The sequence below is a fragment of the Acidovorax sp. AC410 genome (assembly GCF_979253235.1).
The window spans coordinates 4,615,813-4,642,410 of sequence record NZ_CEEDCG010000001.1; the positions used below are offsets into that span (position 1 = coordinate 4,615,813).

The following is a 26,598-nucleotide window of genomic DNA, read 5'->3' on the forward strand; positions in this document are numbered from 1 at the left end:
CATGCTGCGCCGGGGGCGCACAGGGCGATGGGAGCACCGTGGCAGTGGCACGCATGGTTGGCACCCATCACATGGGCTCAGGCGGGCCTTCCCCTGTGCGTCCTTGTGTTGCTAATTGTAAAATTCGAGTGGATGCTTGTATGCACCCAAATGGGGGATGGGCGTCGATGGCCGGATCCGCCCAACCCCTCAAGGGACGGTAGCGGGGGACCGATCCCCGAAACACGCCACGCAGTGCCACACCTTCTTGAGCGCCTGCGGATCGTGCCGCCCTGACGCCACTGCATCGCCGATGGTGGCCGGCGTCAGCACGCCGTTCCGCGCGATCTGCACGCCCAGCGTGGCAATGGCGGCGCCCCGGTAGTCCGGGTGCCGCAGCAAGGTCTCCACATCCAGCCGAAACCCTGCATGCCATTCAATGGGGCAGGGCAGTTGGTGCGCCAACTCCTCTAGAGGACTGCCGCGAAAGCACGGGTCCAGCACCAGGGCCTCCACATCACGCGCCAGCAGCACGGGGCCGTGGACATGGGCTTCGATGTAGTGGTCGAGCGGATCGGGTTGGCTGTCTGCTTCGGCCAGTGCAAGGAGTTGCGCGGCCTGGGCTGCCGTGCCGAAATGCTGCGGCTCGAACACACTGTCGGGGTAGCAGAAGGTGGCGCGCTGCAGCACGTGAGGCTGAAGCCGCAGGTACGACGAACCGAACCGCGGCGCCGCGCCTGTGGGCCGCGCGCGCAAGTCGAGCGCACCGTACTTGGGGCGCTCTGCCGGTGCCGCACCATCGTAGGCACCGCCGAAGATGCGGCTCTCCCACTGCCACCGGTCGCCGCCTTCGTGCGCGGTCAGTCCGCCGTTGCTGCTGCGGGTTTCGAACTGGGATTTGTAGCAGCCGTCCTCGCGCAGGGCCTGGAGCAATGGCCGGCCCTGGTGCCAGCGGTCGGGGTGGAACTGCAGGGTGATGCGTGCGGCGTCATCGAGCGGCTGACCGTCGCTGTTGCTGCTGTGTGCACCGACATGCCGCAGGGCGAGGTCCTGCCGCGATCCAGGGTCTATCGCACCATGCGGCGGGGAGATCGGCACAACGTACCTACCGTGGCATCAAAGCAGGCGTCTCACTGCTCATCCTGCGCATAGATCTGCGGCGCCACGCCGAATACGCCCGCCAGCAGCTCGCGCACCTGCGCATAGCGGGGCAGCCGGGGAATGAGTTCCACCATCCGCGGCGGGCAGGGCCGCAGGTTGATGAAGATGCCGAACTGGCACAGGCACATGAACGACACCTCGGGCATGGGCGCGTTCTCCCATTTCAGCAGGGCATTGCCTTCGCGGGCCGCGTCGATGACCAGCTCCATCAGGTTGCGCACGGGGTGCTCCGCGGGCAGGGCCAGCTTGTAGCCGTAGTCGCCTTCGATGGTGGACCAGTCGTACAGACTCGTCGAAAAAGGCAATGAGCGGTTCTGGTAAGTCTGGTAGTGCGTGACGACCTCGTCCACCGTGCGGAAGGTGATGGTCTGGAACAGGTCGTAGAAGTGGTCGCCGACGATGTCGGGGTCCACCTGGGCATCTTCTTCGGGGGTGCGAGGGCTGTTTGTCAGGTCGCTCTTGAAGAAGGCATCGATTTCGGGGCGCAGGGTGTCGAGTGACACGTAGCCGGCGCTGATCAGCGCGTTCAGCAGCTTCGTGAATTCGGCCGCACCCATGGCCTCGAAGTTCGGTTTGCCCAGCACCACACCAGTCATCGGAAATCCTTGTCAACAATGGAAAGCATATTGTGTCCGCCCGCCCGGGTTCTCCGCCGCAACCCTATCGCCGGTGCAGCAAGCCTGCCGGGCGTCATGCCAAGGGCGGCTGCCACGCCGCCAACGCGGCCTGCAGTTCCTCGTTGAACTGGTGATGTACCGCCGCCTGCCCACGCGTGCCCGCCAGGTGCGCCAGCAGCACATGCACGGCACTGCGCTGCGCCGGGTTGCACCAGGCCAGCAAGCGGTTGTCGCTGCCGTCCCAGGCCAGGTGCAATACCAACTGGTCCGCATACCAGCTGTGGTCCGGCCACACATCGGGCAGCAACGCAAAACGCGCCAGGGCAGGGAAGAAGTAGCCGATTCCATCAGCGCTGGAAAACGTGATCGGATCCCAGCCCGCGTTGCCCAGATCACTGCGGCGTAAAGTGTCGCGCGTGCGGGCACGCAGCGTGTCGTCGTGCTCGCGGCACTCGTCGCAGTGGCTGCGGTCGGTGAAGTGCTCGGGCTTGTCCACGCCGGCAAAGGCGGCTTCCACCAGCGCAAGAACGGCTTCATCTGCCTGGGCCTGGGGCCAGGCGTGGGCGCAGTGCAGCAGGTGCGCCACCCAGGCCGTGGCCTCGGCGTCGGTGCATTGCGCAAACCATTGGTACTCGCCTGCGGCCAGGGTTTTGGATCCATTGGCAAGCGCGCGCACCACGGCTTCGAACTGGGCCTCGGCCGGGGTGAAGGCGATGGTCGTGGCGCCGCAGTGCGGGCAGGGTGTCGTCATGCGCTGGCCTGCGCTGCCCGGTAGAGGGTGCCCAGGGTGTCGGCGCAGGGGGTCAGCCAGTGGCGCACGGCGGCACTGTGCACGGCGGCGGCCCGGTGGTGTTCCAGGTCGTCGGTCCCTGCGGGTGGCCGTCCTTGCATGGCGGCAGGCATCAGGGTGCGAAGGTCACGCTGGCCAAGCCCTGCAGGTCGGCCGTGGGCGAGTCTGAGGTGGTCAGGCTGTACAGCACGCGTTTGGTGGCATCGGGCGCCGCCCATTCATAGGCGATGGTGTGGGCCGTGCCGTTCTGGGGGCTGGCGGATTTCGAGTCCTGTACCTGGCGGGCCACCATGGGCACAGGGGCCTCGGTCGCCAGCTTCTTGAACCAGGCCAGGGTCTGTGGCACGCCCACCCGACGCGCATACACGGCGCACAGGTTCTGGCCATCGGGGATGGCGACCACGAAGCTGCCATGCGGGTCCGGCACCGGCCAGACCTTGCCGGGCTGGCCCTGCAGGAAGTACGCGGCCTTGTCGGCCGGCATGGTGGGCAGCGGCCCCAGCTTGGTGCGCAGCGCACCCAGGTTGGATGCGTACTTCGCGCAGGTGGTGGCGAAGATGTTGGCAAACGCTTCGGCCTGCTGGGCCGGCGTGCTGGCGCCTGCGGTGGGTGCGCTGCCTGCGGCGTTGGCGGTGGGGATGGTTGGCGCAGCGGGCTTGGCCGGGCTCTGCGCGTAGGCCTGGGCAGACAGCGCGAGCACAGCGGCAGTTGCCGCAAGCAGGGGGCGGGCTGGGAAGGCTGGGAACGCTGGGAAGACGGCGTGCTTTTTCATCATGGGTGGCTGGATCCGGGATCTTGCGTGCAGGGGAGGGGACAGCAGGAGCGCGGCGGCGGGTTGCCGCAGGGCCGGCTCAGAACCCGCCATTGTGCCAAAGCACGCAGGCCGGCCCTGCCGGCGGGGGCAGGTGGCACCCCCACTACCGCACGATGGGACGAGGAGGCTGGTGGCCGCATCCCCAACAAAAAATCCACCGGCATTGCTGCCGATGGATTGGATGTGTTTTTTTGTTGCTGCGCCCGGTGCCGTGCCATTGCTGTCACGTTACTGCGGCCAACGGGCCGGCAGTTGCCTGCCAGCCCGTGGACGCCTGCGCTTCTTCTCCCAGGTTTCCCGCTCTTTCTTTTGCTTACGATTCTAGGAGTGTGGCGCGCTGCCGAAGAGCCCCCAAATGGGTGATGTGTGCTTTGTGCCATGAATCCGCCATGGCATCACCGAAACCGTTTTGAATCCTGTATGGCGCGGCTCGATCAGGGTCGAGGCTGCGCTCAGCCTGCTGGGCGACCAACCCTCGGTGCTGGACCTGTGTGTCGCCATGGCGTGCCGCTTCGGCCCCTGGCGAGATCGCTGCTACCAGGGGCCCCGCGCATGGCGCCCGTGGTGCGCAGGGTGGACAATGGGCGCGGCTGCAGGCGTCCTGGCGCGAGCGGTTTCGTTTCTGCTGAACCGACAATGCGCGCGTCCGCGGCCTGTACACCCGACCGATCACCTTGACACACTTTGGATCCCTGCCGCCATGCTGAGCTACATCACCCTGGGCGCCAACGACATGCATGCGTCCGAGCGCTTTTACACGGCCCTGCTTTCGCCGCTCGGCTACCGCAAACAGGTCGATAGCGAGGGCCTGACGTTCGCGCTGCCGGGCGTGGCCGGCCAGGCCGGCGGTGGCGGTCCCTGCGTGGTCTATGTCAAGCCGCCGTTCGATGGCCAGCCCGCAACGGTGGGCAACGGATCGATGGCGGCGTTTCGCGCCGGCTCGCACGACAGCGTGCGGCAGGTCCACGCAGCGGCGATTGCCGCTGGCGGCACCGATGAAGGCCCGCCCGGCTTTCGCGCCGCGTACAGCACGAATTTCTTTGTCGCCTATGTCCGGGATCCGGTGGGGAACAAGATTGCGCTTTTCTGCAATGAAGCGGTTCAGGGCTAGTTCTGCGCCATGCAGGCCACGGTCACACGGCAAGGCCCCTGCGTCCGCTGGCCACCCGGGGCCCAGGGCAAGCTCACTCCACGTCGAAAACAGCCCACCACCATCCCTGTGCCGGATCCGGTCAGGCCGCGTCGGCTTCGAGCGGCACGTTCCAGGCGTCCACGATTTCTGCCAGCTTGGGGCTGCGCTTGGCGCCGATCTGGATGCCTTGCGTGATCGCTGCCACGATGTGCTTGGCCCCCAGGTCCAGGCTGGGGGGCGCGTCCGTGGAGTTGAGAACATCCCTCGCGCGCAGCAGCAGCACACCGGCCTCGGCAATCAGATCACTCTTGTCCACTGCAAAAAAGCTGTCGCTGATGGGCTTGTGCTTGGCCAGGCGCGTTTTGATCGCGTCAGAAAAGAAATCGGGCAGCGCCTTGTGGATGCTGAGAAAGAATTTCTCGTTCGCCTGCAGGGTGCTCAGGGTGTGCCGGTACCTGTTGGGCAGGTGCGGCGCGTAGGTCTGGATGGCCGTCGCCAGCTCGCGCTGGGCGCCCACCCGGGCGGCGACCCCCGTGGGGGCTTCGAAAACCTCACGCAACTGGGCCAGCTTGGCCTCGGAGGCCTGCAGCGCGGCGCTCAGTTGCTTCACATGCTGTTCGTAGCGCAGCCGCGTGAAGGCCGACGCCTCGTTGAGCTCGTACAGCTTCCAGGCGAGTGCGCTGCAGGCCGCGATGGTCGCGAAGATCAGGAGAACCACAATAAGCGCTGTTGACATGCGGGCCTGGATGGAAGGTTGGGGGGGTGGACGCAGCAAGCATACCGCTTATGCCGCAGGCGCCCCTGCGGGCCCGTGGGCCGACCCTGTTCACCGCGTGCGCGGCAGCCCTTCCATGAGCAGGGCAAGGGCCCGCTGCAAACCCGCGCCGGCCAGGCGCTCGCCCTTGTCGAAGCCCATGCGCACGACGACCAGGTCGTGCGAAGGCACGATGAGCACGAGCTGCCCGCCGGCCCCCAGCATGTAGTACGCCGAGGTGGGCACGGGGAAGGTGCCAGTGCCGTTGAGCCAGAAGAAGCCACCGTAGATGGGGCGCTTGTCGGCGGCCCAGGCCGGCGCCACCGTGCTCACGAAGTTCACGTAGCCCTCGGGCAGGATGCGCTCGCCGGCCCAGACGCCGTCCTGCAGGTACAGGTTGGCCAGGCGTGCCCAGTCGCGCGCCGCCATGAACTCGTAGCCCTGGGTGAGGAAGTTGCCGTAGGGGTCGGTCTCCATCACCATGGAGCGGATGCCGATCTTGTCGAACAGATGCCGCTGCGGGAAGGCAAGGTAATCCTCGCCACGCTTTTCGACGGCCAGCCGCACCAGGTAGCTGGCCAGCACCGGGTCGGTGTTGCGGTAGCGCCCCACCGTGTTGGGCGGCCACTGCTGCGGCCGGGTGGCGGCGTAGTTGAACGAGTTGACGCGCCCGGTGTACAGGTAGGTGTGGTCGGGGTAGGTGCCAGCGGGGTCGAAGTCCGGGTCGTCCGGAGCTTTGATGCGCAGCCCGCTGGACATGTGCAGGATGTCGGCGATCTTGATCTGCTGGCGCGGGTCGCCCGCGGCCTGCCATTCGGGGATGGGCGCCGGTTGATCGAGCCTGTACTCGCCCTGGCGCACCAGCACGCCCATCAGCGTGGCGACCACGCTCTTGCCCATGGACCAGGATTCGAGCGGCGTGGTGCGTGTGACGCCGGGCATGTAGCGTTCGCCGATGATGCGGCCCTTGTAGGTCACCACGAAGGCCGTGGTGTACGCATCGGGCAGCGAGAAGGCCGCCTCCACCGCCTGGGCTGCGCGGCCCGTGTCGTAGCCGGATGGCGCATCGGTGGGCAGCAGGTCGCCCATGGGCCAGGGCAGGGTGGCTGCGTCGGGCAGCGTGCTGCGCACGGCCCTGGGGGTGAAGAATACGTTGTCCTGCCCTGGCGGCAGCGCCACGCAGCCCTGCGATCCAAACTGGCGCGCGGTCACTGTGGGGCCGCCCGGGATGGCAATGCGTACTTCCTTGCGCTCGCGGTCCACCACCGGCTTGGCCACGCGCTTGCGCTGCTCGTACGGGCCGGTGAAGTAGCCCACGCTTTCGGCCGCCACATCGGGGTCGAGCCCGGTGATGAACACGGCGGAGCACATGGTTTTGGCATAGCCAGCCGTCTGGTGCTCCAGCACGTCGCCCGGTGGCGGCACGTAAGGCGTATTGAGCTCCAGCGCCTTGGCGCGGGCGATCAGGGCCTCGCGCGCCGGCAGCTCTGCGCCGCCGGTGCCTGCGCCGGTGTCGCTGCCCCCGCCCCCTCCACCGCAGGCCGTCAACAGGCCCGTGAGGGCCAGTGCAGCGGCTGTTGTCAGAAGGGAAACCGGGGGCAAGCTCTTCATGGGCGGTCCTTGGATGGTGGATGCCAGTGTCCCTGAACCGTGCGATTCACGGTGGCGCCGTTTCATTCGCTTACGAGGACAGCGACTGAAATTCAGACCCTCCGCAGCTCGGTCTTGCGCTCAATGACCCGCGACACCAGGCCGTACTCCACGGCTTCCTCGGCCGAGAGCCAGTGGTCGCGCTCGATGTCGGCCAGCACCACTTCGATGGGCTTGCCGGTCTCGCGGGCGATGGTGCGGGCGATGCGCTCGCGGGCCTTGACGATCTCGCGCGCCTGCACGGCGATGTCGGTGGCCTGGCCGCCGGCGCCGCCGCTCGGTTGGTGGATCAGAAAGCGCGTGTTGGGCAGACAGTAGCGCCGCTCGCGCGGGGCCGCCAGGTACAGGTGGGTGGCGGCGCTGCCGACCCAGCCGGTGCCGATCATGTTCACCGGCGCGGCGATGAAGCGCACGATGTCGTGGATGGCGTCGCCCGATTCGAGGTGGCCGCCGGGCGAGCTGACGATGATGTCGATGGGCTCGGGGCCTTCGGCATCCAGCGCGATGAGGCGGCGCGTGACGTCGGCGGCGGTCACGTCGGTCACGGTGCCGAAGATCAGCAGGGTGCGCGCCTTGAAGGCCTTTTCCTCCAGGTAGGAGGTGCGCGGCTCGGTGGCGCTGGAGGGTGGGGGAGGGGTGTCGTCTGCGGCGTTGTACATGGAATGGGTCTTTCGGTGGAGATGAACTGCCTTGACGAACGAGCCTGCGGTTTCGTGACATGGCCCGTGTGACCGCGCCAGCAGAGTGCGCGGTGCTATGGCAAGATTTGTGGATGCTCGATGACCGCCACCACATGCCCCTGACAGACCCATCCTACCGCCGCAGCCTGGTGCGTGCCGCCGCGCGCCTGCTGGGCCCGGCCGAGGCCGAGGATGCCGTGCAGGATGCCTATGTGCGCGTGCTGGAGGCCCACACGGCCACTTTGTACGAACGCGATGCCGCGCAGGCCTGGCTGCACACCGTGGTGCGCAACCTGGCCATCGACCGGCTTCGGCGCCGGCAGTGGATGCAGCAGTGGCTGGCCGGCATGGGCGCCAGCGACACGGTGCGCGCGTCCCCCTCGGCCGAAGAGGATGTGGCAATGGCGCAGCAGGCCGAGCGCGCCCTGCGACTGCTGGCAGCCCGGCTGGCGCCCGCCGATGGGGCAGCGGTGCTGCTGTACGAGGTGTTCGAGGCCAGCCATGCGGAGCTGGCCCAGGCCGGCGGCAGGACCGAGGCCGGCAGCCGCCAGCAGCTGCGGCGCGCGCTGCTGCGGCTGCGGCAGGCCAAAGCCGATGGCACTGCCGGGCCCTTGTCCCAGCCGGAGCCGGGCGAGCGCGAGGAGGCCACTTTCCGCGTCTACCTGCAGTCGCTGCAACTGCGCGACCCGCAGGCGCTGTGGGCCATGCTGGGCCAGCCGCCGGTGCGTGCGGTGGTGCGGGCCCTGTCGGCATCGGGCGTGGCCCCGGCTGTGGCGCATGCGGCCACTGCTGCGGCCACCACCACCTGTGGTGTCGTGCAGGTGGGCGGGCAACTGGGCCTGGTGCTCACGCTCGACGGGGTCAGGCTGTGTGTGTTGCCGTTGGGTGTGCGCTCGGTGGGCGAGTTGGATCTGGAATCCGTGGCGGTGTAGCCGCCCCGGCAGAGACGTCGATCACCTGTCCTCTCGAAGACGTTGGGCAGGCGGCCGCCGTTGCCGCAACTACGGCAACTGGAGAGTGGCCAGCAACTTGGCGAGTTCTTCCCGTTTCTGGCTGGACGGAGTGGTCTCCAGTGCAATGGCTGCTTCCGGGCGGGCTTCATCGATGCGACCCAGTGCATGCAGCGCTGTCGCCTTGGCAAGGCGCAGCAGCCATTCGGACTTCATCCCCTCGACCAGGGAGGGTTCGATCACTTGCAGCGCCTCTTGCGGCTGCTGCTGGCCCAGCAGGTGATCGGCCAGGAAATACCGCGCGATGACCACACCGATGCTGCCCTCTGCGGCACCCTGGTCCTGCGTAACGCGCAAAGACTGCTCCAACTGACTGCGGGCTTGCGGGAAGCGGCCCAGCTCCGACAGCACGGACGCAAGCTCACCGTGGTAGTCCGGCAAACGGTAGTGGCTGGGGTCTGCCAGGGCGAGGCTCTGCTCGTAGAGTGGGACGGCCTCTGCTCCCTTGCCGGACTGCCATAGGTCGAACGCCTCGCTTGCGAGGCGTGATGCACGTGCTTGATCGATCATCGCGGCGCTCCAGGGTCTGCACGGGGGAAGGTGCCGCCATGCTACCAGTGCGCGCCCGCACGGCGGGTCTTGCCCGCCCCTGTCAGGCCGGATGTGCCGGTGCTGGCGGGGTGCGATCCGCGTCGGCTTGTTCGCCCCGCTCCACCAGCGCATCCACCACCACCGCCCCTTCGCCCACGGCGCCCACCAGCACGGGGTTGAGGTCCATCGAGGCGATGCGTCCGTTCGCATTCGCCATCACCGTGCCCACGGCCACCGCCACCTCGGCCAGTGCGGCCACGTCCAGCGGCGGGTCACCGCGCACGCCGGCCAGCAAGGGGGCCATGCGCAGGGTGCGCAGGGCGTCGTGTACGTCCTGTGTGCTGAAAGGGGGCAGCAGCACGGCGCAGTCCTGCAGGGCCTCGACGTTCTTGCCGCCGTCGCCGACCACCACCACGGGGCCGAAGACGGGGTCGTGCCTTGCGCCGACCATGAACTCGTGCCGGCCGCGGCGCATGGCGGCGATGATGACGCCGTCGCTTGCCACGCCCATGGTGGCCATCTTCTGCCAGAAGCGCTCGAACACGGCGGCGGCCTCGTCGGCGCTGGCCAGGTTCAGTGCCACCAGGCCGTGCTCGGACTTGTGCGGCACGTCGGGCGAGCAGGCCTTGGCGACCACGGGGGCGCCGATGGCCTCGAACGCCTCGCGCGCCTGCTGCGCCGTGGTCACCAGCCGCAGCGGCCCGGTGGGCACGCCGTGGCGTGCCAGCAGGGCCAGGCTGTCCACCTCGTTGAGAAAGCCGACGGGGCCTGCGGGCAGCTGCACCTGCAGGGGCGGCAGCGCGGGCGCGGGGGGCTTGCGCATCAGCGCCGTGTGGTCGGCCAGCTGGGCCAGCACGCCCAAGGCCTGCGCCTCGTTGGCATAGGTGGCGATGCCCCGGGCGCGAAACGGCGCGGCCACGCTGTCCTGCCAGGCGGCCACGGCCACGGGCTTGCCGGTGGCGGCCTCGAAGGCGGCGGTGTCGCGCGCGAAGGCCTCTACGTCGTAGCCCGCGCCCGCCACCGGAATGTTGATGAAGAACAGGTCGGCCGCAGGGTCCTGCGCCACGGCGGGCAGCACGTCGCCGAAGAGGCCGCTGTTGCTGAGCAGCGCGGCCGTGATGTCGATGGGGTTGGTGGTGGTGGCAAAGCCGGGCAACTTTGCGGCCACGGCGGCCTGGGTGGCGGGCGCAAGCTGTGCCAGGGGCAGGCCTGCATCGTCGGCGGTGTCGGCCCCCATGACGCAGCTGGCGCCGGAGTTGCTGATGACCACCAGGCGCCGCCCGGTGGGTCGCCAGCCCTTGAGGTACGCCTCGGCCGCCAGGGCCTGGGCATGCGGGTCGCGCACGCGCCAGATGCCGTGGTGCCTGAAGAAGGCGTCCACCGTGCGGTCCTCGTTGGCGAGCGAGCCGGTGTGCGAGGACGCGGCCTTTTGCCCGCCTGCCGTGCGGCCGGCCTTCACGGCGATGATGGGCAGGTCGCGCTCGCGGGCGTAGGCGGCGGTGGCGGCCAGCAGTTCGGGCTGGGCGATGTTCTCCAGGTACAGCAGCAGCAGGCGCACGTTGGGGTCGTGGGCCACGGCCCAGGCCAGCTCGCCCACGGTGACGTCGGCCTCGTTGCCGGTGGCATGTACGTGGCGCACACCCAGGCCGCGCCCGCGCAGCAGGCCGTAGGCCATGGCGCTCATGCCGCCACTCTGGCTGACGATGCCCACGGGGCCGTCCAGCGGCGGCACCTCGATGAACATGGTGGAAAAGCCCGCGATGGCCCCGGTGCCGAAGTTGGCCAGCCCCTGCGTGTTGGGGCCAAACAGCCGCATGCCCGCCGCACGCGCCGTGGCCACCATCTGCTGCTGCACGGCCGCGCCCTCGGGCCCCGTCTCGCCAAAGCCCGAGGCGATGACCACGGCGGCCTTCACGCCGCGCGCCGCGCATTCCGCTACCGCGGCCACGGCCGTGTCGCCGGCCACCACCACCAGAGCCAGATCGGGCACCTCGGGCAGTGCCGCGAGGCTGCTGTAGCTGGCCAGGCCCTGGATGGTCTCGCGCTGCGGGTTGATGGGGTAGATGCGCCCTTGGAAGCCATGGCGCTGCATGTAGTGGATGGGCCGCCCGCCGATCTTGTGGATGTTGTCGGAGGCACCGATGATGGCCACGGATTGGGGGTTGAGGGCGCAGGAGAGCAGGGATGGAGACATGGCGTGCTGGATGACGAGTAATCGGAGGGGGAATGGGCCTGGCTTTGCAACGCCGGTCCAGAGCGGCTCACAAAGCTCAGCGCAGCGGTTCTGGCCAGGCGCTGCGGCGCAGGCAATACGAGCAGTACGACAAGACGCAGCAACGACGCCAGAAGAGCTTTGTGAGTCGCTAACTAGTCCACTGTCGCGCCTGAGGTTTTGACGACCTTGGCCCACTTGTCCACCTCGGCCTGCATGAAGGCGCGGTAGTCGGTGGGGGTGTTCCACATGGGGGTGAAGCCCTGGGCTTCGAAGCGCTGCTTCACCTCGGGGCTCTCCAGCACTTTTTTCAGCTCGGCATTGAGCCTGGCGACCACGGGTGCCGGCGTGCCGGCGGGGGCGAGCAGGCCGTTCCAGGCGATGGCCTCGTAGCCGGGCAGGCCGCTTTCCACGACGGTGGGTACATCGGGCGCCACGGGCGAGCGCTGGGCGCTGGTGACGGCCAGGGCCTTGAGCTTGCCGGCCTTCACATGCGGCAGGGCCGAGAGCATGGTGTCGAACATCAGGTCCGTCTGCCCGGCCATCACGTCGGTGAGCGCGGGGGCGCTGCCCTTGTAGGGCACGTGCGACATCTTTACGCCCGCCATGGCGCTGAACAGCTCGGCCGACAGGTGGGTGGACTGGCCGTTGCCCGACGAGCCGTAGTTGAGCCCGCCGCTTTTGGACTTGGCCAGCGCGATCAGCTCCTTGACGTTGCTGGCCGGCAGCGCTGGGGGGACCACGATGACCAGGGGGCCGGCGGTGAGCTGCGAGATGGGCGCGAAGTCCTTCATCAGCTGGTAGTTGAGCTTGCTGAACAGCGAGGGGTTGATGGCATGCGCGGTGGTGGCCACCACCAGGGTGTAGCCGTCGGGCGTGCTGCGGGCCACGGCCTCGGCCCCTGGGTTGCCGCCCGCGCCGGGGCGGTTCTCGACCACGAAGGGCTGGCCCAGCGCGTCCTGCAGCTTTTGCGCCACCACGCGGGCCACGATGTCGGTGGGGCCGCCGGGCGGGTAAGGCACGACGAGCTTGACGGGCTTGTCGGGGTAGGGCGATGCCTGGGCCCAGGCTGCCGGTGCGCTGGCGCTGCACAGCAGGGCAAGGGCCAGGCCGGCCCAGTGGCGGCGCCGGGTGGCGGTGGTGGTCGCTGCTTTCATTGCTTGTCTCCTTATGGTGTTTGCTTGGCAATGCGAGAACGGGAAGCGCGAGAGGGGGAGGGGGGATTCAGGGCGGTGCAAAACGCACCAGCGTGCGTTCGTTGTGCTGAAAGAAGCCCGCGCGCACCGCATCGCCGATGCACACGCCGGGCGCTGCATGCGCCATGAGGCGCGGGCCTTCGTCGAGCTGCACCAGCACCAGGGTGTAGGGCGCCAGCGGGCGGAACTCGTCGGACGGGGCGCGCGCCACCACCGTGGCGGCGCGCACCGTGCCCGTGCCCGCAGCGTCGTGCCATTGCAGCGTGTCATGGCCGCAGTGCTGGCAGGCGTAGCGCGCCAGGGTCTGCGCGCTGCTGCAGGCGTTGCAGCGCTGGTAGCGGATGAGGCCCTGGGCCAGTCCCTCGGTGAAGGGGGCTGCGAGCCCGTGGTGGGTGGTCATGGTGTCGCTCATGCGGCCTCCCGCGACAGGACCAGGCTGACGTGCGAGGACATCACGCCCCCGTCGGCATGCACGAAGGCGTGGCGCGGCGGGGCCAGTTGCCGCGCGCCGGCCTGGCCCGCCATCTGGCGCCAGGCCTCGGCCACATGGGCCATGCCGCCGGCCACGCCGCAGTGGCCGAACGAGAGCAGCCCACCATGCGTGTTGAGTGGCAGCACGCCGGTGGGTGCGAAGTCGCCCGCGCGCGCCCGCGCCGCCGCGCCGCCGCGCGGGGCAAAGCCGATCTCTTCGAGCAGCATGGCCAGGGTGATGGTGAACGAGTCGTAGATTCCCAGGTAGTCCACGTCGGCCAGCGCCAGGCCGGCCTCGGCGAACGCTTGTTGCGCGGCCTGGCTCGCGCCGCACTGCATCACGTCGGACATGGCCGTCAGGTGCTGGTGGCGGTGCGCCTGGCCGCCGCCGGTGATGGCAATGCGGGCATGCTCGCCCGGCTCTGCCGACACCACCACGGCCATGGCACCGTCGGAGATGGGGCAGCAGTCCAGCAGGCCCAGCGGCGCGGCAATGGGTTTGGCGGCCAGTACATCCCCCACGGTGATGGGGGCGCGCAGGTGGGCGTCGGGGTGGCGCGCGGCGTTGGCGCGCATCAGCACGGCCAGCTCGGCCAGGTCGGCCTGCGTGGTGGCGGTGCGGTGCATGTATTCCGATGCCAGCAGGCCGTAGTAGGCGGGCACCGATGCGCCGTTGGGCACCTCGTAGTCCGCATCGCCCACCTGGGCCAGGGTCTGGATGGCGCTGTCGCGCGACTGGCCGCTGAGCCGGTTCTCGCCCGCCACCACCAGCACGTGGCGGCAGCGGCCCGCGCGCACCAGCTCGCGTGCCAGCACCAGCATGGCCGCGCCCGATGCGCCGCCCAGCTGCAGACTGTGCGCGTACCGGGGCTGCAGGGCAAAGCGCTCGCAGAACAGGGTGGAGAGCATCAGGTGCGGCACGGTGGTGGCATAGCCGCAGAGCACGCCGTCGATGTCGCTGCGGCGCAGTTGCGCGCCATCGAGCGCCTGGGTGGCGGCGCGGGCCATCAGGTCCAGGGCGCTCTGGCCCTCGTGCCGGCCAAAGGGCGTGTTGCCCACGGCGCGGATGTAGGCGGTTGTGGTGTGTGGCGTGGTCATGCTGCAGCGGCCTTGGTGCGGCGGGTGGTGCTTGCCGCCACGAGTGCCTGTGGCGCGCGGTCGGGCCGCGTGGCCTCGGCCCAGCGCACCTGGCACACCGTGGATTCGTGGCGCAGGGCCTGGGCCAGGGCGGCTTCGCGCGCCAGGATGCGGTCGCTCAGCGCGGCGATGCTCAGTGCCGCCACGGGCCGCCCGTCGGGGTCGAGGATGGGGGTTGCAATGCCGCCCATGCGCTCCACCACCATATCGAGCAGCACCACGTAGCCGCATTCGCGCGCCGCGGCAATGCGCTCGTGCAGCAGGGCCATGCTGATGCGCGGGTAGCGTGCGGGCAACTGCGTGGCCAGTATCTCCAGCGCCGCCTCGCGCTCGGCATCGGGCATGAAGGCCAGCAGCGCCAGACTGCCCGCGCCGGCCCCCAGCGGGCGGCGGCTGCCTACGCGCAGGTAGTTGGCGCGGATGGGGTAGGTGCCTTCTTCCACCGCAATGCACAGCGACTCCACGCCGCTGGGGATGGAGAGCACCGCGCTGTCCTCGAACATGCCGGTCAGCCGCAGCAGGCTGGGCTGGGCCAACAGGCGCGGGTCGAAGCGGCGCAGCGCAGCCGCGCCCAGCACCATGAGCTCGGGGCCGAGCGAGAACTGCTTGCTCTGCGCGTCGCGGGCGACAAAGCCGTCGCGCACCATCACGTCGAGCAGGCGCAGCGCGGTGGCCTTGTCCAGGCCGGCTGCGGCGGCAATGTCGGTCAGCCGCGTGCTGCCACCCTCGGACATGACGCGCAGCACGCGCATGGCGCGCTCCACCGAGGAGGTGCTGGCGCCGTCCTGGGTGCGGGTGACGACGGATCTGGGGCGCAGGGCGGCAGGGGGCATGGCATTTCTTCTCGGTGTTTCTTGGGGTGAAACCACTGGACTGCCTGCAATCTAGGGATTGCGGTTACTCCCGTCAAAGCCTTCTGTCGAAGTTTTGGTGGGCGAAACTTTTGCGTGCGCGATCGCGGGTTAACCCGGTGGTGTGGGGCCGGGAGTGCGGCTTTCAGGGCATGGATGCATCACGCCGCCGGCCGCTTGATGACAAAGCCGCGCTCCGTATCCCCGTTGAAGCCCAGCTTCTCGTAGAGGCGGTGGGCTTGCGGACGCTGCGCACCCGAGAGCAGCACCACCTTGCAGCAGCCCAGCCGCCAGGCTTCGTCCACGGCAAACGCCAGGCAAGCCTCGGCCAGGCCCAGGCGCCGCGCGGCCGATGCGGTGACCACGTGCTCGATGAAGCCGATGGGGCGGCCATCGCTGGCCAGGTTGGCGACCAGGGCCAGCATGCAGGTGGCGGCCACCACGCCTTCGTGCTCGCACACGGCGATGAGGGAGTTGGGACTGCCGTGAACGCTGTTCCACAGCGCCGTGGCGCGGTCAGGGGCCAGCGGCGGGTCGTGCGGTCGCAGCTCGCGGTACAGGGCGAGCACGGCGTCCATGTCGGATGCGACAGCGCGGCGGGCGATCATCGTGGGTCTCCTGTGGGGCTGGCTGCCCGACCTAGCGGCTGGGGCGTGCCATCATCCCAGCGTCCCCAGAAATCAAGCCATGGCGCACTCCCATTTCCAGCTCCCGTTCCGCAACGTGCAACTGCACGGAACCACCACCCAAAGCCCGTCCCCCAGCACGCCGCGCATCCTGGCCCTGCACGGCGGCGGCGCCTCGTCGCGCCGGGGGTACCAGCCCTTGCTCGACTTCCTGGCCGGGCAGGGCCATTCCGGTGTGGCCTTCGACTTCATGGGGCAGGGCGAGAGCACGGGCAGCATGGCCGATTCGGGCCTGCGCGACCGGGCGCAGCAGGCCCTGGCGGTGGTGGACTTCCTCCAGATGCCCCGGCCCGTGTCGCTGATTGCGTCGAGCATGGGCGGGCACATTGCCTGCTCCTTGATCGAGGCCCTGGCTCCGCCCGCACTGGTGCTTTACTGCCCGGCCGCGTATGAGGCTGCGGCACTGGAGGTGCCCTTCGGGCCGGCGTTCCAGCAGGTGATCCGCGCGACGAGCGACTTTGCGGCCTCACCTGCCTTCGATGCGCTCGAACGCTTCGAGGGGCGCTTGCTGCTGGTGCTGGGCGCCGAGGATGCGGTGATCCCCGCGCAGGTGGAGGACCAGTACACCCGGCGCGCCTGCAAGGCCAGCCATGTGGAGGTGATTCGGCTCGAAGGTGCGGGCCACCATCTGCATGCCTGGCTCAAGGACCGGCCGGTGGAGTTTGCCCGCGTGGCGCAGCGGGTGCTGGCCACCCTGGAAGGGACGGGCTGATGGGCGCCTATGAGGCCCCGGCGCCGGCCCGCCACCGCACGGTGCATCCCATCGCCAGCGCCGCCACCACCACGCACACCGCCGCCGCCGGCCAGCCATGGCGGTCCACCGCGTTGCCCACCAGCAGCGGGCCCAGGGCCTGACCCAGGTTGCTGCCCTGCATGAGCAGGCCCACGGCCAGCGCTCCCTGGGCGGGGGTCGAGGTGACCTGCGGCACCGACGACAGCAGGCTGGCCGGCACCAGCCCGCCCATGGCCGAGAACACCAGGCACAGCGCAAAGGCGGCCCACGGGGGCAGCACCGGCACGAAGATGCCCAGGGCGCACAGCCCCATCGCTGCTGCCCCGGCCGTGCCCAGCACCGTGCGGCCCAGCCGGGGCAGCAGCGCGCCGGCAGCCAGGTTGCCCGCGATGTTGGCCGCGCTGGCCAGCGCCGCGAGCAGGCCGACCGCCGTGGCGCCGACCTGCATGCGCTGCTGCAGCAGCACGGGCAGAAAGCTGAACAGGGCAAAGAACATCAGGCTGTAGAGCAGGAAGCTGGTGGCCAGCGCCAGTGCGGGGCCGCTCCACACCTGGGCCAGGCGTGCGGATGGTGCGGTGCCGTGGGCCTCGTGGTGGGCGGGTGTATCGCGCGGCACGGCCCAGAGCACCAGCGCCGCGATGAGGCCCGAGGCCAGCGCCGCCGCCATCCACAGGCTGCGCCAACCGCCGAACCACGGCCCGGTGAGCATGGCCAGTGCGATGCCGGTGGGCATGAAGCAGCTCCACAGCGCCATGGCGCGGCTGCGGTCGGCGGCCTGCACTTGGCGCGCGAGCACGGTGGGCCCGGCCACGGTGATGAGCACAAAGCCCAGCCCCTCGACCACGCGCGAGGCGAGCAGCACCGTATAGCTGGCGGACAGCACGGCGAGCAGGGTGCCCAGCACCGTGGCCGCCAGGCCCAGCACGAGCATGCGGCGTGCTCCTGCACGTGCCACCACCGACCCTGCGAGCACGCCGCCGATGGCACCCAGCATGGCAAAGGTGCCGCCCAGGGCGCCCAGCATGGACAGGCTGAGCCCCAGGCCGGCCTGCAGCTGCGGTGCCGCAATGGCCACCTTGCCCAGGTGGAAGGAGGCGGCCACGCCGGCGGCCACCACCACCGCCACGGCGCGCCAGTCGGTGGGCGTTGAGGCGGATGGTGAGGCGGGTGGCGGTGTACTCCCCCGCATCACGCCACCCCCTGCGCAAACCCCAGCGCCCTGGCGATGCGCGCCACGTGCATGCCCTGGTAGCGGGCGGCGTCGAGCTCGTTGGCGCTGGGCTGGCGGTCGCCGCCGTGGCCATCGTCGGCCAGGGTGCTGGCGCCATAGGGCGAGCCGCCGGTGACCTCGTCCATGCGCAACTGGCCCTTGAAGCTGTAGGGCAGGCCCACGATCACCATGCCCAGGTGCAGCAACACGGTGTGCGTGGAGAGGATGGTCGACTCCTGCCCGCCATGCTGGCTGCCGGTGGACGTGAACACGCTGCCCACCTTGCCGACCAATGCATCGCGCGCCCACAGGCCGCCGGCCTGGTCGAGGAAGTTTTTCATCTGCGCCGCCATGCTGCCAAAGCGGGTGGGCGTGCCCAGCACGATGGCGTCGTAGTCGGCCAACTCCGTCACGGTGGCAATGGGCACATCCGGCGCTGTCTGGTAGCCGGCCTTGGCCGCCACATGCTCGGGCACCAGTTCAGGGACGCGCTTGACGACTGCATCGACGCCGCTGCCCAGGCTGCGCGCGCCCTCGGCCACGGCGGCGGCCATGGATGCGATGTGGCCGTAGGAGGAATAGTAGAGAACGAGAACCTGGGTCATGGTGGCGCCAACGTCTTTCTTCTGGGGTCGGGATGGAGCCAAGTATCGGCACATGGGTTGATCTACGGAAGCCATAAAATTCAGGCCATCTTGATCGATGAAACAGATCAACAACAAGGCCCTCCATGCTCGACGCCCTCACCCTCGACCAGATCCGCATGTTCGTCACCGTGGCCGAGGCCGGCAGCTTTCGCGCCGGGGCTGCGCGGCTGCTGCGTGCGCAATCGGCCGTGAGCCATGCCATCGCCAACCTCGAGAACCAGCTGGGCGTGGCCGTGTTCGACCGCAGTGGCCACCGCCCCACGCTCACGGCGGCGGGCGCCGCCCTGCTGGAGGACGCGCGCGCCGTGCTGCTCAAGGTGGACTTTCTGCGCGCGCGTGCCCGCGGCCTCGGCGAGGGTGTGGAGACCGAGCTGGCGCTGATGGTGGACACGCTCTACCCGCTGCCCCTGGCGGCCGCAGCGCTGGGCGAGCTGCGCGCAGCACTGCCGTCGGTGCGGCTGCGCCTGGCCACCGCGCCGCTGGGCGGCACGCTGCAGGCGCTGCGCGACGAGGCCTGCGACCTGGCCATCATGGCGGGCGAGGATTTCCGCGACCCGCGCATCGAGACCGAGGCGCTGCAGGCCGTGCCCATCGTGGCCGTGGCTGCACGCGCCCACCCGCTGGCCCAGCGGCGGGGCGGCAGGTTGGCTCTGGCAGGTGCGGACCTGGCCGACCACCTGCAGATCGTGCTGGAGGACCCGAGCGAGCTGTCCCAAGGGCGCGACTTCGGCGTGCTATCGCCCCAGACGCTGCGCGTTGGCACCCAGGACGCCAAGCGCGCCCTGATCCTCGCCGGCGTGGGCTGGGGCCGCCTGCCGCAATGGGCGGTGGAGCGCGAGCTGGCCGAAGGGCAGCTGCTACCCCTGCCCGCCACCGCCCTGGGCCCGCTGGGCGTGGCGCAGATGCCGACCTACCTGGCCTGGCGCACGGACCGGGCCCTGGGCGTGGCGGCGCTGGCGCTGCGCGGTGTGCTGCATCGGCTGGCGGGGGCTGCTTCGCAAGGACAGGCCGATGGCCGGGCTACCAAGGTCAGGCGCAAGGCAGCGTGATTGCGGCGCGGGCCAACGCGCGATGCTTCAACGCAGCGCAAACCCCGCGCCCTTGAGCGCCTCCACCAGCCGGTGCCGGCCCTTGAGCGAGTCGGCATTGGCCAGGCGCTGCAGCACCAGGTCGCTCCAATTGATTTCGGGCAGACCTTCGCTGGCCTGGAAGTCGCGCAACTGGGCGTCGTAGTCGCCGATCTCTGCGGCCAGGCTGGCGGGGGCGGTGTAGCGCTCGTGGTGCAGCACGCTGGCTTGGGGCAGGCGGGGCTTGATGGCGGCGGGGCGGGCCGGGTCGGGGTGGCCCACCACCAGGCCGAACACGGGGAACACGCCTGCGGGCGTGCCCACCACTTGGGCCACGGCCTCGGGCTGGTTGCGCAGGGCGCCGATGTAGACGGTACCCAGGCCCAGGGCCTCGGCAGCGACCACGGCGTTCTGCGCGGCCAGGGCGGCGTCGATCACGGCCATGAGGTAGGTATCGAGGTAGGGCAGGCCGTCGGCGGGCTGGTCCTTGTACTGCGCGATGCGGGCGATGCGAGACAGGTCGGCCAGCCACACCAGGATGAGCGGCGCGGTGCGGATGTGGCCCTGGTTGCCCGCCAGCTCGGCCAGGCGGTTGCGGCTGTCCTGGCTGTGCACGGCGACCACGCTCCAGGTCTGCAGGTTCGATGAGCTGGGGGCGGACTGGGCGGCTGCGACCAGCGTCTGCACGGTGTCGGGCGGCAGCGCGTCGGGCAGGAAGTTGCGCACCGAGCGGTGCGACAGGATGTGCTCGACCACGGGGTGGCGGGGCACGGGCCAGGCGGCCGCCTGGGCGCCGTAGCGGGCGTGCAGGTAGGTGGGGGTGTAGGTCATGGGCGCGCGGGCGTTCGTGTGGAAACTGGCCGCCAAGGTAGCACCGCGCGGCCTGCCGCCAAGCATGAAAACCGCATATGGCTATGCGCAGGGCGGCGGGGGCGGCCCGGGCCCCCCCGTGCCGGGGCACCCGACGTGGCGATGCGCTGTGCCGGGCAAGTGCTCCGCATTGCCATGACAATAGCCCCCATGTCCGAAGACGAAGAAGCACTGCGAGTCCATTCCGAAGAACTGCTGGCCCAGGTGGCCGCGCTGCCGCCGCTGCCGGGCGTGTACCGCTATTTTGACGCGCAGGGCGCGCTGCTCTACGTGGGCAAGGCGCGGCACCTCAAGCGCCGGGTGTCGAGCTATTTCACCAAGAACCATGGCGGCACGCGCATCGGCCACATGGTCAGCAAGATCGCGCGCATGGAGACCACGGTGGTGCGCTCCGAGGCCGAGGCGCTGCTGCTTGAAAACAACCTGATCAAGACGCAGAACCCCAAGTTCAACATCCTGTTCCGCGACGACAAGAGCTACCCCTACCTCAAGATCACCGGGGCGCCGGGCACGGCGGTGGGGCAGGGCTCGCCCTCGCAGGTGTTTCCGCGCATGGCCTATTACCGGGGGTCGGTGGACAAGAAGCACCGCTACTTCGGGCCGTACCCGAGCGCCTGGGCGGTGAAGGAGTCGATCCAGCTGCTGCAAAAAGTGTTTCGCCTGCGCACCTGCGAGGACACGGTGTTTGCCAACCGCACGCGGCCCTGCCTGCTGTTCCAGATCAAGCGCTGCTCGGGCCCCTGCGTGGACCTGGTCTCGCCCGAGGCCTATGCGGCCGACGTGCAGCATGCCGAGGCGCTGCTGCGCGGCGAGACGCAGGAGGTGCTGCGCGCCATGGAGGTGCGCATGATGGCGCACTCGGACAAGCTCGAGTTCGAGCAGGCGGCCGACGTGCGCAACCAGATGCAGGCGCTGTCGCGCGTGTTGCACCAGCAGTCCATCGAGACCACGGACGACAAGGACGTGGACATTCTGGCCGTGCGCGTGCAGGGCGGGCGTGCCTGCGTGAACCTGGCCATGGTGCGCGGCGGGCGGCACCTGGGCGACCGGCCGTACTTTCCGGTGCATGTGGAGGACGCCGCGGCCATCCATGCGGAGGAAGAAGACGCCGGGGCCGGCGAGGGCGGCATTGCCCCTGCTGTACGCACGCGCCGCGTCGAGGCGCTGGTGCTCGAAGCCTTCATCGCCCAGCACTACATCGGGGTGCCCGTGCCGCCGGTGCTGGTGTGCAGCGAACCGGTGGACAAGGCGCTGATGGAGGCCCTGTCGGAGCAGACCGGCGTGCGCGTGAATGCCATCCACCAGCCGCGCGAGCAGCGCCGTGCCTGGCTGGACATGGCGCAAAAGAACGCCGACCTGCAGTTGGCCCGCCTGCTGGCCGAAGAGGGCTCGCAGCAGGCGCGCACCCGCGCGCTGGCCGAGGCGCTGGACCTGCCGCCCGAAGACCTGGACCAGTTGACCATCGAGTGCTTCGACATCTCGCACACGGCGGGCGAATCGACCCAGGCCTCGTGCGTGGTGTTCCACCACCACAAGATGCAGAGCAGCGAGTACCGCCGCTACAAGATCGAGGGCATCACCGGCGGCGACGACTACGCCGCCATGCGCCAGGTGCTCACGCGCCGCTACAGCAAGGTGGTGGAGGCCGCGCGCGAGGCCGGTGGCATCGACTTTGCGGCCGCGCCGCCGCCGGATACCGGCAACGCCGAGGGGGCGGTCAAGCCCAAAGGCGTGGCGCGCCTGCCCGACCTGGTGCTCATCGACGGCGGCAAGGGCCAGGTGGGCGTGGCGCGCGAGGTGTTCACCGCGCTGGGGCTGGATCTGACCCGCATCGTCGGCGTGGAAAAGGGCGAGGGCCGCAAGGTCGGTCTTGAGGAACTGGTGTTTGCCGATGGCCGCGAGAAGGTCTACCTGGGCAAGGACTCGGCCGCGCTGATGCTGGTGGCGCAGATCCGCGACGAGGCCCACCGCTTCGCCATCACCGGCATGCGCGCCGCGCGCGCCAAGGTGCGCGTGGGCGGTGGCCAGCTCGAAGAGATCCCCGGCGTGGGCCCCAAGAAGCGCGCCCGCCTGCTGCAGCGCTTTGGCGGCGTGCGCGGCGTGGCCAGCGCGAGCGTGGAAGACCTGGCGACGGTGGACGGCATCTCGCACGAGCTGGCGGAAGAGATCTACCGCGCGCTGCGCTGAAGGCGCGGGTGCCGGGCGGCTTTTCGCGCGCGCATCATTTCGGGGCGGGGGGATATCACCAGTGATGCACAATCGCGCTCATATGTTCTGGACCATCCCCACCCTGATGACGTGGACGCGCATTGTCGCGATACCTTTGATCGTGGGGGTGTTCTATGCGCCGCTCGACCCGGCCATGCGCAACCTGATCGCCACGGTGATGTTCGTGGTGTTCGCCGCCACCGACTGGCTCGACGGCTACCTGGCGCGCAAGCTCAACCAGACCTCGTCCTTCGGCGCCTTCCTCGACCCGGTGGCCGACAAGTTCCTGGTGTGCGCGTCGCTTCTGGTGCTGGTGCACCTGCAGCGCGCCGACGTGTTCGTGGCGCTGATCATCATCGGGCGCGAGATCGCGATCTCGGCCCTGCGCGAGTGGATGGCCCAGATCGGGGCCAGCAAGAGCGTGGCCGTGCACATGATCGGCAAGGTCAAGACCACGGTGCAGATGGTGGCCATCCCCTTCCTGCTGTACGACGGGCGCATCCTCGGGGTGATCGATACGGGCGTGTGGGGCACCTGGCTGATCTGGGCCTCGGCGGTGCTCACCGTGTGGTCCATGGTGTACTACCTGCAAAAGGCATTGCCCGAAATCCGAGCCCGTGTGAAGTGAGTTTTTCGTCTATCCGAAATCGCAAATCGGCATGCCTGCGCGTGTGGTGCATGCCCCTTTTCGGGGCACAGATCGGGCCCTGATCACAGGGGCCGCGGCTGTCAATCGGGAATCGCGCGCATACGGCGCGTTTGAGACAAAAGCGCGCCGCAAGCCCGGGCAGGGTGTGAAATACGACTAGAATTCATCCCAACGCTGTTGCAATACGGCGTGTTGTATTGACACCTTGAAAGTCGATGGCTTTAATCTGATGCAGCAGCCCCTGCTGTGTACGCCAGTCATTCCCCCGTCTGCAGACATCCAGCCTCTCTCGGTTGAGCCTTCTGACGTGTGAAGACCAGATAGACCCAAGACACACTTCATTCATCAACGCTTTTCCCGAGAGGCTTCTTGTGAACAAAACCGAACTGATCGAGCACATCGCTAACAACGCCGACATCTCCAAGGCCGCTGCAGCGCGTGCCCTGGAATCCACGATCGAGGCCGTCAAGAAGACCCTGAAAAAGGGTGGTACCGTTTCGCTCGTCGGTTTTGGCACCTTTGCCGTGGGCAAGCGTGCAGCGCGCACGGGCCGTAATCCCCGTACGGGCGATACGATCAAGATCAAAGCTGCTAAAGTGCCGAAGTTTCGTCCAGGCAAGGCTCTGAAAGACGCCTTGAACTGAAGACACGTTTGTTGTTGAGGCGGGGTCCTTAGCTCAGTTGGTAGAGCGGCTCCTTTACACGGAGTAGGTCGGCGGTTCGAGACCGTCAGGACCCACCACCACCGAACACGAAGGCGAACGCAAGTTCGCCTTTTTGTTTTTTGTCACTGAAAGTTCGATCATGTTTGAATCCATCCGCAAGCACTCCAAGATCATGATGCTCTTGTTGTTCTTGCTGGTCATTCCCTCGTTTGTGCTGGTAGGCATCGACAGCAACTACTTCTCTGAAAAGAGCACCGTGGTTGCCCGTGTGGATGGCAACAAGATCACGCAAACCGAATGGGACAACGCGCACCGCGCCGAGAGCGACCGCATCCGCGCGCAGCAGCCCACCATGGACCCGAAGATGCTCGATTCGGCCGGCGCCCGCTATGCCACGCTCGAGCGCATGGTGCGCGAGCGCGTGCTGGCCGCTGCCGCCCAGAAGATGCACATGATCACCAGCGATGCCCGCCTGGCGCGCAGCCTGGCCGAGATCCCGCAGATCGCCGCGCTCAAGCGCCCCGACGGCACCATGGACACCGAAGGCTACCGCACCCTCGTCGCCAGCCAGGGCCTCACGCCCGCCGGTTTCGAGGCACGCGTGCGCAACGACCTGTCGGTCAACCAGATCCTGGGCGGTGTGGTCGGCTCGGCCTTCGTGACCGATGCACAGGTTGGCCAGTCGCTCGACGCGCTCTACCAGCGCCGCGAGATCCAGGTCGCCCGCTTTAACGCCGCCGACTTCGCTGCCAAGGTCACACCCACCGATGCGGATCTGGAAGCCTATTACAAGGCCCACCCCAACCAATTCAAGCAGCTCGAATCGGCCAACGTCGAGTATCTGGTGCTGAGCCTGGACACCGTGCGCGACAGCATCACGCTGAACGAAGACGACCTGCGCACCTACTACAAGGAAAACGCCGCGACCCTGGGCACCAAGGAAGAGCGCCGCGCCAGCCACATCCTGATCAAGGGTGGCAAGGACATGCCCGCCGCCGAGCGTGAGAAGGCCAGGGAGCGTGCCACCGAACTGCTGGCCCAGGTGCGCAAGGCACCCGCCACGTTTGCCGACGTGGCCAAGAAGAACTCGCAGGACACGGGCTCGGCAGCGCTGGGCGGCGACCTGAACTTCTTTGGCCGCGGTGCCATGGTCAAGCCCTTCGAAGATGCGGCGTTCGGCCTCAAGAAGGGTGAGATCAGCGATGTGGTCGAGTCCGACTTCGGCTACCACGTCATCCAGGTCACCGACATCAAGCCCTCGCGCGTGCCGCCGTTCGAAGAAATGCGCCCCGCCATCGAAAAGGACCTCAAGGCCCAACAGGCCCAGCGCAAGTACGCCGAAGTCGCCGAATCGTTCGCCAACGGCGTGTACGAGCAGGCCGACAGCCTGGCCCCCGTGGCCGAGAAGCTCAAGCTCAAGGTGCAGACCGCCAATGGCGTGACCCGCACCCCCGTGCCCGGCGCCACCGGCGCGTTTGCCAACGCCAAGTTCCTCGAAGCATTGTTCTCGTCGGATTCGGTGCAGAACAAGCGCAACACCGAAGCCGTGGAAGTGGGCCCCAGCCAGATGGCATCGGGCCGCATTACCTCGTACACCCCGGCCGAGACCCTGCCGCTGGACAAGGTGCGCGACAAGGTGCGCACGCTGTACGTGGCCGAGAAGGCCGCCGAGTTGGCCCGCAAGGAAGGCGAGGCCAAGCTGGCCGAGTACACCGCCAAGCCTGACACGGCCAGCGGCCTGACAGCCCCCGCCGTGATCGCCCGCGACACGCCCATGAACTACCCGCGCCCCCTGATCGACGCCGCCCTGCGCGCCAACGCCGAGAAGCTGCCCGCCTGGACCAGCGTGGACCTGGGCGCAGGCCAGGGCTTTGCGGTGGTCAAGGTCAACCGCATCGTGCCGCGTGACAAGCCCGAGGCGCAGCGCGCCCAGCAGGAGCGCATGCAGCTCATGCAGTGGTGGAGCACGGCCGAGGGCGTGGCCTATTACGAAATGCTCAAGGAGCGCTTCAAGGTCGAGATGAAGGTGCCCCGTCCCTCGGAGTTCACCATCACCCAGACAGAAAATTGAAGAATTTGGCACCCGGGGTAAAAACCCGGGTTATAATTTGAATCTCAAACGGTGGCTGTAGCTCAGTTGGTAGAGTCCAGGATTGTGATTCCTGTTGTCGTGGGTTCGAGCCCCATCAGCCACCCCAGATTAAAAAAAACAAACCCGCCAGTGCTGTGAAGCGCTGGCGGGTTTTGTCTTTTGCGGGCCCCTGCAGCCACCTTTTCGGGTCATGGCGCTGGTGCGGGCCGGGTGCTAGAGTTCATTTCACAAGGGGAGGGTGAACCTCCCCAGGGGGTGATGGACGTGAACCGGATGATCATCGTCGGCACAGCACTGGCGCTGGGCTGCCTGTTGTTGGCGGCCGGGGGCGGCGCGCTCTACCGCCATGCCGTGGTCCTCCCGGGCGAGCAGGCCGACCAGCAGGCCCTGGAAGCCCACCAGCTCGCCGAGGTCCACGCCCGGGATGTGGACCGCACCGTCAACTACGCGCGCTGCCTGGGCGCCGTGGGCTCAGGCACCCGGGCCGCCCGGGCCGAGCACTGCCAGAAGCTGGGGCAGGGCGCAGGCTGTGAACTGCCGCAAGACATGGCCAGCGCCGTGGGCCGCCAGCATGAGCGCGGCGAGGTGCAGTGCTTCAATGAGGCGAAGATTGGGTTGTAGGGCGGCCCGCACCCACCCCCCCAGGACTGGTGCCGACAGCTCCTTGATCGCCTCTCCGGTCGCGGCACCTGTGGGCCACTGCTCTCTGGTGATTCTCTGCTCTTGCATACAAAACGCCTGTTTCGATGCAGGTGGCGCTTCACATGCATAGAAAGCGCGATTTTC

At 68.5% G+C, this 26,598-nt stretch carries 27 protein-coding genes and 2 tRNA genes; 11 read left to right on the forward strand and 18 right to left on the reverse strand.

Annotation, left to right across the window (positions count from 1 at the left end; genetic code table 11):
- Window positions 1-189: 189 nt before the first annotated feature.
- The 5 genes from AC0IZS_RS21385 to AC0IZS_RS21405 all read right to left on the reverse strand — a co-directional run bounded on the left by AC0IZS_RS21385 (window position 190) and on the right by AC0IZS_RS21405 (window position 3,322).
- Complete coding sequence (locus tag AC0IZS_RS21385) at window positions 190-1,077, reverse strand: DUF3626 domain-containing protein (RefSeq protein ID WP_471637460.1); 888 nt, start codon at window positions 1,075-1,077, stop codon at window positions 190-192.
- Window positions 1,078-1,109: 32 nt separating this feature from the next.
- Complete coding sequence (locus tag AC0IZS_RS21390) at window positions 1,110-1,736, reverse strand: hypothetical protein (protein WP_471637461.1); 627 nt, start codon at window positions 1,734-1,736, stop codon at window positions 1,110-1,112.
- Window positions 1,737-1,830: 94 nt separating this feature from the next.
- Window positions 1,831-2,508 (reverse strand): hypothetical protein, encoded by a 678-nt coding sequence (locus AC0IZS_RS21395; protein ID WP_471637462.1) that lies wholly within the window; start codon window positions 2,506-2,508, stop codon window positions 1,831-1,833.
- Window positions 2,505-2,648, reverse strand: coding sequence for a hypothetical protein (locus AC0IZS_RS21400; RefSeq protein ID WP_471637463.1), 144 nt, complete (start codon window positions 2,646-2,648; stop codon window positions 2,505-2,507). The genes AC0IZS_RS21395 and AC0IZS_RS21400 overlap by 4 nt, the downstream gene beginning before the upstream one ends.
- Window positions 2,649-2,659: 11 nt before the next feature.
- Entirely contained in the window at window positions 2,660-3,322 is a 663-nt protein-coding gene (locus tag AC0IZS_RS21405) for an NMCC_0638 family (lipo)protein (RefSeq protein ID WP_471637464.1), read from the reverse strand.
- Between the two features lie 739 nt (window positions 3,323-4,061).
- On the opposite strand from AC0IZS_RS21405, the gene AC0IZS_RS21410 reads away from it, so the two are divergent.
- Window positions 4,062-4,472 (forward strand): VOC family protein, encoded by a 411-nt coding sequence (locus AC0IZS_RS21410; RefSeq protein WP_471637465.1) that lies wholly within the window; start codon window positions 4,062-4,064, stop codon window positions 4,470-4,472.
- Between the two features lie 121 nt (window positions 4,473-4,593).
- On the opposite strand, the gene AC0IZS_RS21415 is transcribed toward AC0IZS_RS21410, so the two are convergent.
- The 3 genes from AC0IZS_RS21415 to AC0IZS_RS21425 form a co-directional block, all read right to left on the reverse strand.
- The gene (locus tag AC0IZS_RS21415) at window positions 4,594-5,229 is read right to left on the reverse strand and encodes a hypothetical protein (protein WP_471637466.1); all 636 of its coding nucleotides are present in this window, start codon (window positions 5,227-5,229) and stop codon (window positions 4,594-4,596) included.
- A 90-nt stretch (window positions 5,230-5,319) separates the two neighbouring features.
- Window positions 5,320-6,858, reverse strand: coding sequence for a serine hydrolase domain-containing protein (locus tag AC0IZS_RS21420; RefSeq protein ID WP_471637467.1), 1,539 nt, complete (start codon window positions 6,856-6,858; stop codon window positions 5,320-5,322).
- Between the two features lie 92 nt (window positions 6,859-6,950).
- Entirely contained in the window at window positions 6,951-7,556 is a 606-nt protein-coding gene (locus tag AC0IZS_RS21425) for an ATP-dependent Clp protease proteolytic subunit (protein ID WP_471637468.1), read from the reverse strand.
- Between the two features lie 134 nt (window positions 7,557-7,690).
- Here AC0IZS_RS21425 and AC0IZS_RS21430 point away from each other — a divergent pair, with 134 nt between their 5' ends.
- Window positions 7,691-8,509 carry an RNA polymerase sigma factor gene (locus tag AC0IZS_RS21430; RefSeq protein ID WP_471637469.1) on the forward strand — a complete coding sequence of 273 codons (819 nt, stop codon included), beginning with the start codon at window positions 7,691-7,693 and terminating at the stop codon, window positions 8,507-8,509.
- 69 nt (window positions 8,510-8,578) lie between these two features.
- Here AC0IZS_RS21430 and AC0IZS_RS21435 read toward each other — a convergent pair whose 3' ends face one another.
- From AC0IZS_RS21435 to AC0IZS_RS21465, 7 genes are all read right to left on the reverse strand, one after another.
- The gene (locus AC0IZS_RS21435; RefSeq protein WP_471637470.1) at window positions 8,579-9,097 is read right to left on the reverse strand and encodes a tetratricopeptide repeat protein; all 519 of its coding nucleotides are present in this window, start codon (window positions 9,095-9,097) and stop codon (window positions 8,579-8,581) included.
- An 82-nt stretch (window positions 9,098-9,179) separates the two neighbouring features.
- On the reverse strand, window positions 9,180-11,312 hold the full coding sequence (locus tag AC0IZS_RS21440; protein ID WP_471637471.1) for an acetate--CoA ligase family protein: 2,133 nt from the start codon (window positions 11,310-11,312) through the stop codon (window positions 9,180-9,182).
- Between the two features lie 173 nt (window positions 11,313-11,485).
- On the reverse strand, window positions 11,486-12,487 hold the full coding sequence (locus AC0IZS_RS21445) for a tripartite tricarboxylate transporter substrate binding protein (protein ID WP_471637472.1): 1,002 nt from the start codon (window positions 12,485-12,487) through the stop codon (window positions 11,486-11,488).
- A 67-nt stretch (window positions 12,488-12,554) separates the two neighbouring features.
- Complete coding sequence (locus tag AC0IZS_RS21450; protein WP_471637473.1) at window positions 12,555-12,926, reverse strand: Zn-ribbon domain-containing OB-fold protein; 372 nt, start codon at window positions 12,924-12,926, stop codon at window positions 12,555-12,557.
- A gap of 8 nt (window positions 12,927-12,934) precedes the next feature.
- On the reverse strand, window positions 12,935-14,095 hold the full coding sequence (locus tag AC0IZS_RS21455) for a thiolase family protein (protein ID WP_471637474.1): 1,161 nt from the start codon (window positions 14,093-14,095) through the stop codon (window positions 12,935-12,937).
- Entirely contained in the window at window positions 14,092-14,967 is an 876-nt protein-coding gene (locus AC0IZS_RS21460) for an IclR family transcriptional regulator (RefSeq protein ID WP_471637475.1), read from the reverse strand. The genes AC0IZS_RS21455 and AC0IZS_RS21460 overlap by 4 nt, the downstream gene beginning before the upstream one ends.
- 179 nt (window positions 14,968-15,146) lie before the next feature.
- Window positions 15,147-15,593: a GNAT family N-acetyltransferase gene (locus AC0IZS_RS21465; RefSeq protein ID WP_471637476.1), complete on the reverse strand. Its 447-nt coding sequence runs from the start codon at window positions 15,591-15,593 to the stop codon at window positions 15,147-15,149.
- A 79-nt stretch (window positions 15,594-15,672) separates the two neighbouring features.
- Between AC0IZS_RS21465 and AC0IZS_RS21470 the strand changes: the two genes are divergently transcribed.
- Window positions 15,673-16,383 (forward strand): alpha/beta hydrolase, encoded by a 711-nt coding sequence (locus AC0IZS_RS21470; RefSeq protein WP_471637477.1) that lies wholly within the window; start codon window positions 15,673-15,675, stop codon window positions 16,381-16,383.
- 7 nt (window positions 16,384-16,390) lie between these two features.
- Here the strand turns inward: AC0IZS_RS21470 and AC0IZS_RS21475 are convergent, their stop codons facing one another.
- On the reverse strand, window positions 16,391-17,593 hold the full coding sequence (locus AC0IZS_RS21475) for an MFS transporter (protein WP_471637478.1): 1,203 nt from the start codon (window positions 17,591-17,593) through the stop codon (window positions 16,391-16,393).
- Window positions 17,593-18,219, reverse strand: coding sequence for an NAD(P)H:quinone oxidoreductase (gene wrbA / locus AC0IZS_RS21480; RefSeq protein ID WP_471637479.1), 627 nt, complete (start codon window positions 18,217-18,219; stop codon window positions 17,593-17,595). Before wrbA ends, AC0IZS_RS21475 begins: the two co-directional genes overlap by 1 nt.
- Before the next feature lie 125 nt (window positions 18,220-18,344).
- Between wrbA and AC0IZS_RS21485 the strand changes: the two genes are divergently transcribed.
- Entirely contained in the window at window positions 18,345-19,310 is a 966-nt protein-coding gene (locus AC0IZS_RS21485; RefSeq protein WP_471637480.1) for a LysR family transcriptional regulator, read from the forward strand.
- Between the two features lie 27 nt (window positions 19,311-19,337).
- On the opposite strand, the gene AC0IZS_RS21490 is transcribed toward AC0IZS_RS21485, so the two are convergent.
- A complete protein-coding gene (locus AC0IZS_RS21490) occupies window positions 19,338-20,159 on the reverse strand; it encodes an NADPH-dependent oxidoreductase (RefSeq protein ID WP_471637481.1) in 822 nt (273 codons plus the stop codon).
- A 189-nt stretch (window positions 20,160-20,348) separates the two neighbouring features.
- On the opposite strand from AC0IZS_RS21490, the gene uvrC reads away from it, so the two are divergent.
- The 7 genes from uvrC (at window position 20,349) to AC0IZS_RS21525 (ending at window position 26,433) form a co-directional block, all read left to right on the forward strand.
- Window positions 20,349-22,385: an excinuclease ABC subunit UvrC gene (gene uvrC, locus AC0IZS_RS21495; protein WP_471637482.1), complete on the forward strand. Its 2,037-nt coding sequence runs from the start codon at window positions 20,349-20,351 to the stop codon at window positions 22,383-22,385.
- A gap of 82 nt (window positions 22,386-22,467) precedes the next feature.
- Window positions 22,468-23,034 carry a CDP-diacylglycerol--glycerol-3-phosphate 3-phosphatidyltransferase gene (gene pgsA, locus AC0IZS_RS21500; RefSeq protein ID WP_471637483.1) on the forward strand — a complete coding sequence of 189 codons (567 nt, stop codon included), beginning with the start codon at window positions 22,468-22,470 and terminating at the stop codon, window positions 23,032-23,034.
- Between the two features lie 392 nt (window positions 23,035-23,426).
- A complete protein-coding gene (locus AC0IZS_RS21505; protein WP_007858657.1) occupies window positions 23,427-23,699 on the forward strand; it encodes an HU family DNA-binding protein in 273 nt (90 codons plus the stop codon).
- Window positions 23,700-23,721: 22 nt separating this feature from the next.
- Window positions 23,722-23,797 (forward strand) — tRNA-Val (locus tag AC0IZS_RS21510).
- Between the two features lie 62 nt (window positions 23,798-23,859).
- The gene (locus AC0IZS_RS21515) at window positions 23,860-25,791 is read left to right on the forward strand and encodes a SurA N-terminal domain-containing protein (protein WP_471637484.1); all 1,932 of its coding nucleotides are present in this window, start codon (window positions 23,860-23,862) and stop codon (window positions 25,789-25,791) included.
- 51 nt (window positions 25,792-25,842) lie between these two features.
- A tRNA-His gene (locus AC0IZS_RS21520) sits at window positions 25,843-25,918 on the forward strand.
- A 158-nt stretch (window positions 25,919-26,076) separates the two neighbouring features.
- Window positions 26,077-26,433, forward strand: a complete 357-nt coding sequence (locus AC0IZS_RS21525) for a hypothetical protein (RefSeq protein ID WP_471637485.1) — start codon at window positions 26,077-26,079, stop codon at window positions 26,431-26,433.
- The last annotated feature ends 165 nt before the right edge of the window (window positions 26,434-26,598 follow it).